11 protein-coding genes are annotated in these 12,922 nt (G+C 68.8%); 2 read left to right on the top strand and 9 right to left on the bottom strand.

Annotated elements, in window-relative coordinates; translation table 11 throughout:
* Positions 1-139: 139 nt before the first annotated feature.
* The 5 genes from MTBUT4_RS19200 to MTBUT4_RS19180 form a co-directional block, all read right to left on the bottom strand.
* On the bottom strand, positions 140-841 hold the full coding sequence (locus MTBUT4_RS19200; protein WP_371738167.1) for an ABC transporter ATP-binding protein: 702 nt from the start codon (positions 839-841) through the stop codon (positions 140-142).
* Positions 841-1,602, bottom strand: a complete 762-nt coding sequence (locus MTBUT4_RS19195; RefSeq protein ID WP_173981327.1) for an ABC transporter ATP-binding protein — start codon at positions 1,600-1,602, stop codon at positions 841-843. The genes MTBUT4_RS19200 and MTBUT4_RS19195 overlap by 1 nt, the downstream gene beginning before the upstream one ends.
* Positions 1,599-2,561 carry a branched-chain amino acid ABC transporter permease gene (locus MTBUT4_RS19190; protein WP_173981326.1) on the bottom strand — a complete coding sequence of 321 codons (963 nt, stop codon included), beginning with the start codon at positions 2,559-2,561 and terminating at the stop codon, positions 1,599-1,601. The genes MTBUT4_RS19195 and MTBUT4_RS19190 overlap by 4 nt, the downstream gene beginning before the upstream one ends.
* On the bottom strand, positions 2,558-3,433 hold the full coding sequence (locus MTBUT4_RS19185) for a branched-chain amino acid ABC transporter permease (RefSeq protein ID WP_173981325.1): 876 nt from the start codon (positions 3,431-3,433) through the stop codon (positions 2,558-2,560). Before MTBUT4_RS19185 ends, MTBUT4_RS19190 begins: the two co-directional genes overlap by 4 nt.
* Positions 3,434-3,545: 112 nt before the next feature.
* A complete protein-coding gene (locus tag MTBUT4_RS19180) occupies positions 3,546-4,700 on the bottom strand; it encodes an ABC transporter substrate-binding protein (RefSeq protein WP_173981324.1) in 1,155 nt (384 codons plus the stop codon).
* A 197-nt stretch (positions 4,701-4,897) separates the two neighbouring features.
* Here MTBUT4_RS19180 and MTBUT4_RS19175 point away from each other — a divergent pair, with 197 nt between their 5' ends.
* Positions 4,898-6,508 carry an EAL domain-containing protein gene (locus MTBUT4_RS19175; protein WP_173981323.1) on the top strand — a complete coding sequence of 537 codons (1,611 nt, stop codon included), beginning with the start codon at positions 4,898-4,900 and terminating at the stop codon, positions 6,506-6,508.
* 39 nt (positions 6,509-6,547) lie between these two features.
* On the opposite strand, the gene MTBUT4_RS19170 is transcribed toward MTBUT4_RS19175, so the two are convergent.
* Positions 6,548-9,223 (bottom strand): bifunctional diguanylate cyclase/phosphodiesterase, encoded by a 2,676-nt coding sequence (locus tag MTBUT4_RS19170; protein WP_173981322.1) that lies wholly within the window; start codon positions 9,221-9,223, stop codon positions 6,548-6,550.
* 2 nt (positions 9,224-9,225) lie between these two features.
* Entirely contained in the window at positions 9,226-10,086 is an 861-nt protein-coding gene (gene phnD / locus MTBUT4_RS19165; RefSeq protein ID WP_173981321.1) for a phosphate/phosphite/phosphonate ABC transporter substrate-binding protein, read from the bottom strand.
* Between the two features lie 115 nt (positions 10,087-10,201).
* On the opposite strand from phnD, the gene ligA reads away from it, so the two are divergent.
* Complete coding sequence (gene ligA / locus MTBUT4_RS19160) at positions 10,202-12,286, top strand: NAD-dependent DNA ligase LigA (protein ID WP_173981320.1); 2,085 nt, start codon at positions 10,202-10,204, stop codon at positions 12,284-12,286.
* Positions 12,287-12,291: 5 nt separating this feature from the next.
* On the opposite strand, the gene MTBUT4_RS19155 is transcribed toward ligA, so the two are convergent.
* On the bottom strand, positions 12,292-12,648 hold the full coding sequence (locus MTBUT4_RS19155) for a type II toxin-antitoxin system VapC family toxin (RefSeq protein ID WP_173981319.1): 357 nt from the start codon (positions 12,646-12,648) through the stop codon (positions 12,292-12,294).
* Positions 12,645-12,845: a type II toxin-antitoxin system VapB family antitoxin gene (locus tag MTBUT4_RS19150; protein WP_173981318.1), complete on the bottom strand. Its 201-nt coding sequence runs from the start codon at positions 12,843-12,845 to the stop codon at positions 12,645-12,647. Before MTBUT4_RS19150 ends, MTBUT4_RS19155 begins: the two co-directional genes overlap by 4 nt.
* Between the last annotated feature and the right edge of the window lie 77 nt (positions 12,846-12,922).

Raw genomic sequence — 12,922 nt, 5'->3', positions numbered from 1 at the left:
CGCGCCGCCCTCACCCCGGCTCGCTGACGCTCGCCCCCTCTCCCGCAGGCGGGCGAGGGGGCCCTTAACAGCCGAAAATTAAACCGGACAGCCGTGGATCAAGTCCGGGCATGACGAAGAAGAAGTGGCGGGAAACGCCCTAGATCCCGAGATACGCTTCCTTGACCCGCTGGTCGGCGAGCAGGTCGGCGCCGGCGGCGTGCATCACCACGGTGCCGGTTTCCAGCACGTAGCCGCGGTCGGCGATGGCCAGGGCGGCGTAGGCATTCTGCTCGACCAGGAAGATGGTGGTGCCGGAATCCTTCAGGGCCTGGATGGTGGCGAAGATTTCGGCCACCAGCAGCGGCGCCAGGCCCATGGACGGCTCGTCCAGCAGCAGCAGGCGGGGATGGCTCATCAGCGCCCGGGCGATGGCCAGCATCTGCTGCTGCCCGCCCGACAGGGTGCCGGCCGGCAGCGCCCGCTTCTCCTTCAGGATGGGGAACATGGCGTACATGCGGTCGAGGTCGGCGGCGACGTCCGGCCCCTTGCGGCGATAGGCGCCCAGGCGCAGGTTGTCCTCGACCGAGAGCGGGCCGAACACCTGGCGCCCTTCCGGCACCTGGGCGATGCCCAGCTGGACCCGCCGCTCGGCCGGCAGGCGGGTGAGGTCGGCGCCCTCGAAGCGGATGCCGCCGCCGGTGACCGGCTGGACCCCCGACAGGCAGCGCAGCAGGGTGGTCTTGCCGGCGCCGTTGGCGCCCACCAGGGCGACCAGTTCGCCCTCGGCGATGGCGAGGTCGATGCCCTTCAGCGCCTGGATGCGGCCGTAATGGCTGACCAGGCCATTGATCTCCAGCATCACGCCTCCGCTCCCAGATAGGCGGCCACCACCTCGGCATTGGCGCCCACCTCGGCCGGGGTGCCCTCGGCCAGCTTGCGGCCGTAATCCAGCGCCAGGATATGGTCGGAAATGCCCATCACCATCTTCATGTCGTGCTCGACCAGCACCACCGTCACGCCGGTGGCGGCGACCTTCTTGATGACCTCGTCGATTTCGCGGCTTTCGGTGGCGTTGAGGCCGGCGGCCGGCTCGTCCAGCAGCAGCAGGCGCGGCTTGGCGGCCAAGGCGCGGGCGATCTCCAGGCGCTTCAGGGCGCCGTAGGGCATCTGCGCCGCCTCGGCCCCCACATAGCGGTCGAGGCCGACGAAGCGCATCAGCTCGGCGCAGTCGGCGCGGGCGCGGGCGTCGGCGCGCACGATGGAGGGCAGGCGGAACAGCGAGGGGATGAAGCGGCGGTCCAGGTGCAGGTGGCGACCGACCATGACGTTGTCGAGCGCGCTCATGTTGAAGAACACCTGCAGGTTCTGGAAGGTGCGGCTCATGCCCAGGCGGGCCAGCTCGAACGGCCGCTTGGCGGTGATGTCGCGGTCCTCGAACAGGATGCGCCCCGACGATGGCGTGTAGATGCCGGTGATCAGGTTGAACAGCGTGGTCTTGCCGGCGCCGTTGGGGCCGATGATGGAGTGGATGGTGCCGGGATTGACCGCGAAGGACAGGTTCTCGACGGCGTGGACGCCGCCGAACTCCTTGGACAGGCCATCGACCCGCAGCAGCGTCATGGCCGGGCCTCCCCGCCCTTGCGCCGCGCCAGCAGCAGCGCCAGGCTGGGCAGCAGGCCCTTGGGCATGAAGATCATGGTGCCCATCATGATGGCGCCCAGCACCATCGCCTCGTAATCCTCGAACGCCGCCAGCAGCTGCGGCAGCAGGGTCAGGATGAAGGCCCCCAGCACGGCGCCGAAGGTCGAGGCCATGCCGCCCAGAACCACCATGGTGACCAGCTCGATGGAGCGGAAGAAGCTGCCGATGTCGGGGGTGATGAAGCCGTTCTTGTGGGCGAACAGCGAGCCGACCAGGCTGGCGAACACCGCCGAGACCACGAACACCAGCATCTTGTAGCGGCCGGTATCGACGCCCACCACCTCGGCCCCGGTCTCGGAGCCGTGCACCGCCCGCAGCGCCCGGCCCAGCGGCGAATCGATCAGGTTCAGCGCCACCCACACCGCCAGCAGCAGCAGCGCCGCCGCCACCCAGTACCACATGCGGTCGCCCGCCACCTCCAGCCCGGCGACCCGGAACGGATCGACGCCCATGCCGTCGGGACCGCCGGTCAGCCAGGATTCGGTCTTCAGCACGATGTGGATGATGATGCCGATGCCCAGGGTCGCCATGGCCAGGTAATGGCCCTTCAGGCGCAGGATCGGCCGGCCCACGGCGAAGGCCAGCAGCCCGACCGCCGCCGCCGAGGCCAGCATGGCGGCCAGCGGCGGCAGCCCGAAGCGGGTGGTCAGGATGGCCGAGCCGTAGGCCCCCAGGGCGAAGAACCCGGCATGGCCCAGGCTGATCTGGCCGCCATAGCCGATCAGCAGGTTGAGGCCGACGCAGACGATGGCGTTGAACAGCGCGTTCACCGCCACGTCGTAGAAATAGGCGTTGGGGAAGCTTAAGGGTGCCAGCGCCAGCACCAGCGCCAGGGCGCCCAGGCCGGCGACGCGGGGGGTTCGAAGCGCCGTGTTCATACCCGGTCCGTGCCCTTCTTGCCGAACAGCCCGCTGGGCATGAAGAACAGCACGAACAGGATGATGACGAAGGCGATGGCGTCCTTGTAGGCCGACGACAGGTAGCCGGCCGCCAGCGCCTCGGCGATGCCCACCGTCAGGCCGCCGACGATGGCGCCCATTCCGTTGCCCAGCCCGCCCAGCACCGCCGCCGAGAAGCCCTTGAGGCCGAGCATGATGCCGGCCTCGTAATTGGTGAAGGTGATGGGGGTCATGACGATGCCGCCCGCCGCCCCCAGCAGCGCCGACAGGGCGAAGCTGACCAGCAGCACCTTCTTGACGCCGATGCCCATCAGCTGCGCCGCCTCGCGGTTGAACGACACCGCCAGCATGGCCTTGCCGAACAGGGTGCGGTTGAAGAACCACCACAGCGCCGCGATGATCACCATCGCCACCGCCACCACCCAGACGCTCTGCGGCATCAGGGTGGCGCCCAGCACCAGGATCGGGGTCTCGCCCGAGAAGGCCGGCAGCGAGTGGAATTCCTTGTCCCAGATGATCTGCGCCGCGCCCCTGAGAAAGATCGAGGCGCCGATGGTGATGATGATGATGGTCACCACCTCGGCCCCCCGGGCCGGTTCCACCGCGAACTTCTCCAGCGCCATCCCGACCGCCATGGTCACCAGCACCGCCAGCACCGCCGCCAGCGGCAGCGGCACCCCGGCGGCGACCAGGGTCGAGGTCGCCATGCCGCCGATCATGATGAACTCGCCCTGGGCGAAATTGATGACGTGGCTGGCGTTGTAGATGATGGCGAAGCCCAGCCCGGCCAGCGCGTAGATGGCCCCCGAGGTCAGCCCGGCCAGGATGTACTGGAGGAATTCGGCGAACATGATGAAGCGAAAGCCCCGTATTTTACGACGTCACCCCCGGGCTTGACCCGGGGGTCCATGTCGCAGACGTGGATGGCCGGGTCAAGCCCGGCCATGACGAGAACACAAAGAATCAGTCCGACAGCAGCCAGTCGCCCTTGCGGATTTCCACCATGTGGAAGGCGGCGTGGGACAGGCCCATGTGGTCGGTGGGCGACATGGAAACCAGGCCGCCGGTGCCGACATAGCCCGAGGTCTTCTCGATCTCGTCCCTGACCTTGGCCTTGTCGGTGGAGCCGGCGCGCTTGATCGCCGCCAGCGCCATCTGCAGGCCGTCATAGGCGTGGCCGGCGAAGGTCGAGACCTCGGACTTGAAGGCGGTCTCGTAATCCTTCTTGAAGGCGGTCACCACCGGCTTCTGCGGGTCGGTGGCGGGCAGCTGCTCGGCGACCACCAGGCCGGCGGCGGGCAGGCGCACGCCCTCGGAGGCGTCGCCCGACAGCTCGATGTACTTCTTCGAGGCGACGCCATGCGACTGGTAGAACGGCACCGACATGCCGATCTGCTTGAAGTTCTTGGTCACGATGGCCGGCCCCTGGCCGAAGCCGAAATTGAACACCGCCTGCACGCCGGGGGTGTTCTTGATCTTGGTCAGCTGCGCGGTGACGTCGGGGTCCTTGGGCGAATAGACCTCGTCGGCGACGATCTCGATGCCGTAGAGCGGCGCCACCTTCAGCGACTGGTCGTGGCCCGACTTGCCGAAGCCGGCATCCTCGGAAATCATCGCCACCTTGGTGATGCCGCGCTTCTTCATGTCGGCGAAGACCTTCTCGGCCGCCATGCGGTCGGTATGCGGGGTCTTGAACACCCACTTCTTGACCGGCTCGACGATGTCGATGCCGCCGGCCAGCGAGATGAACGGCACCGCCGCCGGCTCGATCACCTTGATCGCCGCCATGGAGGTGCCGGTGGTGGTGCCGCCGATGATGAGGTCGACGCCGTCGTTCTGGATCAGGCGCTTGGCGAAGGTCGCCGCCTTGTCGGGGGCGCCGGCATCGTCATAGATCACCAGCTCGATCTTGCGTCCCTCGACGCCGCCTTCCTTGTTCAGGCGCCCGACATACATCTCGAGGGTCTTCTTCTCGGGCTCGCCCAGAAACGAGGCCGGGCCGGTCACCGACAGGAACGCGCCGATCTTCACCGGCTCGGCCGCCGGCGCCGCGCCGGCGCCCAGGCCGGCCGTCATCGCGGCGAGAGCCGCCACACCCCATTTCACGAATGCTCGCATGGTCGAACCTCCTCCCCTGTTTGTGCGGCTTGTGGTCTCCGCGCCGCATATCTAATGGCGTAAGCGGGTCGAGGGCAACGACTTCCGGCAGGCGCCGGCGTGCGCGCCGCATTCACGCCTGCGGGCGCGCACACGCTGTGCGGAATATTGCGCACAAGTTAATATTATACTAAGGTGGCAGTGGGGGTGGTTCGGGTTTGGGAGGGGACGGGGCGGAAACCATCGGCTATTGCGCCGGCGCCGGCGAGGCGCTGCACGGCGTCACCGACGCCGACATGATGGGCAAGCCGCTGGCGGAATTCGTCTATCCGCGCGACCGCAAGCGGTACGACGAGGCCCTTCTGCGCCTGAGGAACACCGGCCGCCTGGACCACACGCCGCTGACCCTGGTCGGCGCCGCCGGCACCGTCAGCCGCATGCGGCTGGCCGGCATCCGCCTGCCGCAATATCCCAACACCTACCACCTGGTGCTGTCGCGCGTCCCGCCCATCGCCGTCGCCGACGCCGACCGGGTTTCAGGTGACGAGTCCGATCCCAAGGCCAAGTTCGTCGAGATGGTGCAGTCGCGCCTGAACGAAGCCAACCGCCTGGGCCAGGACTACCTGCTCACCCTGTTCGACCTGTCGGGCTGCCGGCTGGAGGGCATCGAGCCGGTGCTGGGCCAGAGCTTTCTCGCCACCTTCTACCACGCCATCGAGGAATGCTCGGTGCGCGGCGCCTCGGCGGCGGCGCTGTCCGAGCGTACCTTCGGCATGGTCCACGATTCCAGCATGTCCGCCGAGATGATGCGCAAGCACCTGGCGGGCGTGATCGACAGGTTCGGCGGAACCGCCGACGCCTCCCTGCTCAAGATCCGCTCCTCCACCCTGGACATGGAGGATTCCGAGCTTTCGGAAGAGGACATCGGCAAGGCGCTGTCCTACATCGTCAACTCTTTCTGTCGCGACAGCAGCGGCTTCGTCATGAAGTCGCTGGCCGACGGCGCCCGCCTGGCCATCGCCGACACCCTGGTGCGGGTGCGCAACTTCCGCAAGATGATCAAGGGCGACGACAAGCTGGTGTTCTGGTTCCAGCCCATCGTCAACGTCCGCACCGGCGCGGTGCTGAAATACGAGGCGTTCAGCCGCATCATCCACAACGGCGCCTTCTTCGTGCCGTCCCAGGTGATCCCCTTCGCCACCGACGTGGGCGTCATCGGCGAGTTCGACCTGGCGGCGGTGACCAAGGCCATCGCCATGATGAAAGAGCCGGGCACGGTCTCGACACTGGCCAACATCGCGGTCAACATCTCGGGCCATTCGCTGGGCAATCCCGGCTTCTATCAGGCGCTGCTGAAGCTGCTGGAAGCCAACAAGCAGGTGCTGCGCCGCCTGATCCTGGAGATCACCGACGCCACCCAGATCTACAACATGGACGAAGCCAAGCGGCTGCTCACCCGCATCCGCCGGCTGGGGCCGAAGATCTCGCTGGACGATTTCGGCTCGGGCGGCTCGGCCTTCGACCTGCTGCGCAACCTGCCGGTGGACTTCGCCAAGTTCGACCACGCCTACGTCATCGACGCCAAGGACCCCAAGGGCCGGTCGGTGCTGAAGGCGATGACCGGGCTATGCCACGATCTCAACATCGTCACCGTCGGCGAATGCGTCGAGGACGCCGGAACCCTGAAGCTGCTGGCCGAGGTCGGCATCGACTACGCCCAGGGCTACTATTTCGGCAAGCCCCACCCCGACGCCGCCAAGCGCGTGCGCTACTTCACCGACCAGGTCCGCGAGGCCGGCACCATCGAGGACGGGGTGGCGATGGGGTAGGAGGGGTCCAGGACACCGCACTGCCATGTCATTCGGGCCTCACCCTGAGGAGGCCGCCCCAGCGGCCGTCTCGAAGGGTGAGGCTACGGACGGAGCGGGCTGGGCGGAATCAGACACCTCACGTCCCTCGCGGGCGGCCAGCCAGCCCAGGAAGTCGTTCACCCGCATGGGCTTGGCGAAGTGGAACCCCTGGGCGAGGTCGCAATCCATGGCCCGCAGCAGGTCGGCATGGACCGCCGTTTCCACCCCCTCGGCGATGGCGATCAGCTTCAGGGACTTGGACAGGCCGACGATGGTCTTGACGATCTCGGCGTCGCCGACGTCGCGATGGGCGTCCTTGACGAAGGAGCGGTCGATCTTGAGGGTGTCGATGGGCAGCCGGCGCAGATAGCTGAGGCTGGAATAGCCGGTGCCGAAATCGTCCACCGCCACCGAGACGCCGTTTTCGGACAGCCGGCCCAGCACGTCGATGGCCCGCTTGGGATCGCCCATCACGGTGCCCTCGGTCAGTTCCACCTGGATGGAGGCGGCGGCGACCCCGTGCTGTTCCAGCAGCGCAGCCACCCGCTCGGCGACGTGGCCCTCCTGGAACTGCACCGGCGACACGTTGACGGCAATGGACAGGTCGCCGAGACCCAGCCCGACGAAACGCTGGGCGATGCGGCAGGCCTCGGCCAGCACCCAGTCGCCGATGGGGATGATGAGGCCGGTTTCCTCGGCCACCGGGATGAACTCGGCCGGCGACACCAGCCCCAGCTCGGGATGGTGCCAGCGCAGCAGGGCCTCGACCCCGGTGGTGACGTCGCGGCGCAGGCATACCTTGGGCTGCAGGTAGAGCTCCAACTGCCCGCGCGCGACCGCATCGCGCAGCTCGTTCTCCAGCCGCAGCCGGGCCATGGCCTTGTCGCTCATGGAGCGGCTGAAATAGCGGTAGGTGTTCTTGCCCGCGGCCTTGGCCGCGTACATGGCGGCGTCGGCGTTCTTCATCAATGTCACGCCGTCGCTGCCGTCGGTGGGCGACATGGCGATGCCGATGGAGGTCCCCACCTGCACCACGGTGCCGCCCAGCTCGACCGGGCGGCCGACCGCCTCGATGATCCGGTCGGCCACCGCCGAGACGGCGCGCTCCTCCGGAGAATCGGTGAGCACGACCACGAATTCGTCGCCACCCAGCCGGCACAGGGTGTCGCTGGCGCGGATCAGATCGCCCAGGCGCTCGCCCACCACCTTCAGCAGGTCGTCGCCGCGCTGGTGGCCCAGGGTGTCGTTGACGTTCTTGAAGCGGTCGAGGTCGAGGAACAGCACCGCCAGGTGGCTGCCGTCGCGGGACGCCATGGCCAGCCCCTGGTCGAGACGGTCGAGCAGCAGGGTGCGGTTGGGCAGCCCGGTCAAGGGATCGTGATAGGCGAGATGGGCGATGCGCTCGTCCTTGCGCCGGACCTCGGTGATGTCGTTGAAGATGGCGACATAGCCGCCGGGCACGCCGTCGGCACCGGCCGGAATGCGGGTGATGGTCTGGAACTCCAGGAACACTTCGCCGCTCTTGCGCCGGTTCCACAGCTCGCCGCGCCAGAAGCCGACCTGCTCCAGGGTGTGCCACAGGACCCGGTAGAACTCGTGGTCGTGGCGGTCCGACTTGAGGATGCGCGGCGTCTGGCCGATGGCCTCGGCGGCGCTGTAGCCGGTGATCTCGCTGAAGGCCGGGTTGACGTCCAGGATGGTGCCGCCCTCGTCGGTGATGAGGATGCCCTCGACCGTGTGGCGGAACACGCTGGCCGCCCGCTTCAGGGCGATCTCGTCGGCCTTGCGCTGCGAGACGTCGGATTCGACGGCGCAGAAGCGCTCCACCCTCCCGTCCTCGCCGCGGATCGGCTGGATGTCCATCTCGACCCAGTAGGGCCTGCCGGCCTTGGTGTAGTTGACCAGCGTGCCGGCGAAGCTTTCGCCGCGCTGGAGCGCCTCGGACAGCCGCCGGGCGGTGTCGGGACAGGTGGCGGGGCCGCGCAGGAAATCCCCCGGCCGGCGCCCGGCGACCTCGTCCAGGCCATAGCCGCACATGCGGGTGAAGGCGGCGTTGACCCACTCGATGCGGCCCTCGGCATCGGTGATGACCACCGCGTTCGAGGTGGTGTCGGCGACCAGCGCCAGCTTGCGGATCTCGTCCTGCTGGCGGAAGCGCTCGGACATCCAGGCCGCTTCCACCGGATGCAGCGCCAGGCGGCGGATGATGAACCAGATCAGCGCGCTCAGCACCGCCGTGAAGCCCAGGGCGATCAGGGCGAACCACCAGCCGATGGCGACGAACTGGGCGTGGATGGCGCCGTTGTCCACCGCCACGTCCAGGGTCAGGCGCAGGCGCTCCTGCTGCCGGATGTCGCGCCGGTACGTCATGACGTGGGGGACGGCGCGGTCCACCCGGTACTCGGTCAGCGGGGTGCCGTCGGGAAAACGGGCCTCCAGCCGCACCACCCGGCCGTTCTCGCGGGTCCAGCGCAGAAGGAATTCCTCGACGTCCTGGTAGCGGTGCTTGCCCAGGTTCTCGGCGATGAAGCCGTCGATCAGGCCGAGCTGGCGTTCCCAGTGCCAGCGGTCCTGCTCCAGCCGCTGCTCGCGCTCGCCGAAGAAGATCAGCAGATAGGCGGCGGTCATGGCCGCCAGCAGGGTGGCGACCAGGGCGACCAGGGCGATGTTGGTGGCGTGGAGAAGGCGTGCCATGCCTAGCGCTCGTCCCCGGCGGCGGCGAGGCTGTCGAGGATGACCCGCAATTCGTCGAAGTCCGAGGACGCCACCGGCACCAGGCCGGTGACGCCGGCGGTGATGGCCGACAACCCGGCCCGTCCCTCGGGATCGGCCCAGGCCGCGGCCAGCGCCGCCGCCGCCCGCTGGCGCAGGTCGGCGGGCAGGCGGTTGGTGGCCAGGAACACCTGCTCGGACACCGGGACGGTGGTGGCGACCGCCTTCAGCCCGCGGACCCGATAGCTTTCGAACACCTCGTCCTTGACCGCGCCGGCGTCGAACTCGCCCGACAGCACCCCCAGGGCGACGTTGTTGTGGCTGCCCAGGAATTCGTGGCCGGCCAGGTCGCCGAGCCGCAGGCCGGCCTGCAGCAGCATGTGGTGGGGCAGCAGGTGGCTCATGGTCGATTGCCGGTCGCCGAAGGCGAAGCGCCGGCCGCGCAGATCGGCAAGGGTGTTCACCGGATCGGCCGCCTTGGCCACGATGATGCCGCGAAAGGTCGCCATGCCGCGCACCTCGAGCCGGCCCAGCAGATGCTTGCCGCCGAAGCGGGCGGCCATCTGGACGAACGGCGCCGGCCCCATATAGGCGAGATCGACCTGGTCGCGGCCGACCATCTCGATCATGGTCGTGTAGTCGGGCGCGACGAACAGCTCCACCTCGGTGCCGATGCGCCGGCCCAGCCAGCCCAGCAGGCCCGAGAACCGGCGGTGCAGATCCTGGGCGGGAAGATAGGGCAGGATCGCCATGCGCAACGGCGCCGCCGCCGCTCCGGCCAGGCGCGGCACGGCGAGTGCGGCCAGAACCTTGACGGCCAGCCGGCGGCTCATATCCATCGCCATATCGCCCCCCGAACATCCCAGACGAATGTCAGAATAGCCTAATGCAATGGGCGTGGAAACCTATGCTACCGGAGCACTCTGGCGCCCCGACCGGCGGCGGATTATAAACGGGAGTATGATGGACACGTCCGCGCTCACCCCGTTCGAGGCCCGCATCGAGCATGCCCAGCTGTGCGAGCGCATCGCCCGCTGGGATCGCGCCTACCACGCCGAGGACGCGCCCGAGGTCGATGACGCCACCTACGACGCCGCCAAGCGCCGCCTGAAGGCCATCGAGGCCGCCTTCCCCGAACTGGCCACCGCCGCCAGCCCGACCCGCGCGGTGGGCGCCGCCCCGGCGGACGGGTTCGGCAAGGTCCGCCACGCGGTGCCCATGCTGTCGCTGGAGAACGCCTTCGACGACCAGGACGTGCGCGATTTCGACGGCCGCGTGCGCCGCTTCCTCGGCCTGGGTCCCGACCAGCCGGTGGCCCTGGTGGCCGAGCCCAAGATCGACGGGCTGTCCATCTCCCTGCGCTACGAGAACGGGCGCTTCGTCCAGGGCGCCACCCGCGGCGACGGCTCGGAAGGCGAGGACGTCACCGCCAACCTGACCACCCTGGTGGCGCGCGGGCGGCTGCCCGCCACCATCACCGGCGCCCCGGCGGTGCTGGAGGTGCGGGGCGAGGTCTACATGGCCAAGGCCGATTTCCTCGACCTCAACCGCCGCCAGGAGGCGGCCGGCGACAAGATCTTCGCCAATCCCAGGAACGCCGCCGCCGGCTCGCTGCGGCAGCTCGATTCCGGCGTCACCGCCACACGGCCGCTGTCGCTGTTCGCCTATGCCCTGGGCGAGGTCTCCGAGCCGGTGGCCGACAGCCATTCCGCCCTGCTTCAGCGCCTGCGCGACTGGGGCTTCGACGTCAACCCGCAAGCCCGCCGCTGCGAGACCGTGGACGACACCCTGGCGGTCTACCACGAAATCGGCGAGCGGCGCGCCGCCCTGCCCTACGACATCGACGGCGTGGTCTACAAGGTCGATCGCTTCGACTGGCAGGCGCGGCTGGGCATGCGCGAGAATTCCCCGCGCTGGGCCATCGCCCACAAATTCCCCGCCGAGCAGGCCACCACCGTGGTCGAGCGCATCGAGATCCAGGTCGGCCGCACCGGGGCGCTGACCCCGGTCGCCCATCTGGTGCCGGTCAATGTGGGCGGCGTGATGGTCAGCCGCGCCACCCTGCACAACGAGGACGAGATCGCCCGCAAGGACGTGCGCGAGAAGGACACCGTCATCGTCCAGCGCGCCGGCGACGTCATTCCCCAGGTGGTGGCGGTGGTGGCCGGGAAGCGGCCCGAGGAGTCCGTGCCCTTCGCCTTCCCCGAGCTGTGCCCGGTCTGCGGCAGCCACACCCTGCGCGAGGCCGACGGAGCGATCCGCCGCTGCGCCGGCGGCCTGTCGTGCTCGGCCCAGGTCAAGGAGCGGCTGCGCCACTTCGTCTCCCGCGACGCCTTCGACATCGAGGGACTGGGCGAGGAGAACGTCGAGACCCTGCTGGAGGGCGGCTGGATCGCCACCCCGGCCGATCTGTTCCGCCTGGAACAGCGCAATTCCGCCGGGCTGCAGCGGCTGCAGAACCTCAAGGGCTGGGGCGAGAAGAAGGTGGCCAAGCTGTTCGCCGCCATCGCGGCGCGGCGCACCATCGCGCTGGAGCGCTTCGTCTTCGCGCTGGGCATCCGCCAGGTCGGCGAGGCCACCGCCAAGCGGCTGGCGCGCCACTACGTCACCTTCGCCCATTGGCGCGAGGCCATGGCCAGGGTGGCGGCGGGCGACCCCGAGGCCCAGGCCGAGCTCACCTCCATCGAGGATATCGGCCCCTCGGTCGCCGCCGACCTGTCCGCCTTCTTCGCCGAAGAGCACAACGCCGAGGTGGTCGACGACCTCGCCGCCCAGTTGACCCTCCAGGACGCCCAGGCCCCGGTGTCCGGCACTTCGGCGGTGGCCGGCAAGGCGGTGGTGTTCACCGGCGAGCTGACCGCCATGACCCGGGCCGAGGCCAAGGCGCGGGCCGAATCGCTGGGCGCCAAGGTGGTCGGCAGCGTCTCGAAGAAGACCGATTACGTGGTCGCCGGACCGGGCGCCGGATCCAAGCTGGCCGAGGCGGAAAAGCTGGGGCTGACAATCCTCACCGAAGCGGAATGGCTGGCGCTGATCGGCGGCTGACGGCCTCAGGCGAGCCCCAGCCGCTCGGCCGCGTCCCCCAGGCGCCGGTCCCGTGTCCACAGGCGGGTGTCCGGCGTCAGGGTGGCGGCCGCCAAGAGATGCGCGTCCACATAGCCGATGCCCAGCCCCGCCAAGTGATGGCGGTCGATGAAGAACAGCACCTCCCGGTCGGCGGCGACGCGGGCCCGGGGAAGATTGTCCAGCATGCTCAGGATCAGGTCCCGCTGGCGCAGTTGCCCCAGGGCGATCTCACCGATGACGAAGGGATGAACCAGCACCGCTCCGGCGTCGAGCAGGTCCATCAACCCGGAATCGCCGGAGCGGAGGTGATCGACCCAGACCGAGGTATCGACCAGGATCACCCGGGTTCCCCGCCGCGCCGCCGCGATGGGGCTTCCAACCCCGATTCGCTGCCGCCCAGGCGGGCGAGCCGGCGCGCGCTTTCGCGCTCGATCAGCGCCTTGAGCGCCTCGCGCACGATCGCCGACTTCTCCGTCAGGCCGGTGAAGGCCTGGGCCTGGGAGATCAGATCGTCATCCAAGGCCAATGTCGTGCGCATGCCCACCGCCCTCCAGGCATCAATTCCATCATCGAATGATGGCGTTTGGCGTGCCTGGTGTCAAGCATGGCCCGGCC

This window comes from Magnetospirillum sp. UT-4, from assembly GCF_902729435.1.
Classification (GTDB): Bacteria; Pseudomonadota; Alphaproteobacteria; order Rhodospirillales; family Magnetospirillaceae; genus Magnetospirillum.
The sequence above is the reverse complement of the archived record's forward strand: the minus strand, read 5'-3'. Positions and strand labels throughout refer to the sequence as shown.

Coding starts and splice junctions, on each gene's coding strand:
- MTBUT4_RS19200 (WP_371738167.1), bottom strand. CDS start 841: ATGCTGGAGATCAATGGCCTGGTCAGCCATTACGGCCGCATCCAGGCG.
- MTBUT4_RS19195 (WP_173981327.1), bottom strand. CDS start 1,602: ATGACGCTGCTGCGGGTCGATGGCCTGTCCAAGGAGTTCGGCGGCGTC.
- MTBUT4_RS19190 (WP_173981326.1), bottom strand. CDS start 2,561: ATGAACACGGCGCTTCGAACCCCCCGCGTCGCCGGCCTGGGCGCCCTG.
- MTBUT4_RS19185 (WP_173981325.1), bottom strand. CDS start 3,433: ATGTTCGCCGAATTCCTCCAGTACATCCTGGCCGGGCTGACCTCGGGG.
- MTBUT4_RS19180 (WP_173981324.1), bottom strand. CDS start 4,700: ATGCGAGCATTCGTGAAATGGGGTGTGGCGGCTCTCGCCGCGATGACG.
- MTBUT4_RS19170 (WP_173981322.1), bottom strand. CDS start 9,223: ATGGCACGCCTTCTCCACGCCACCAACATCGCCCTGGTCGCCCTGGTC.
- phnD (WP_173981321.1), bottom strand. CDS start 10,086: ATGGCGATGGATATGAGCCGCCGGCTGGCCGTCAAGGTTCTGGCCGCA.
- ligA (WP_173981320.1), top strand. CDS start 10,202: ATGATGGACACGTCCGCGCTCACCCCGTTCGAGGCCCGCATCGAGCAT.
- MTBUT4_RS19150 (WP_173981318.1), bottom strand. CDS start 12,845: ATGCGCACGACATTGGCCTTGGATGACGATCTGATCTCCCAGGCCCAG.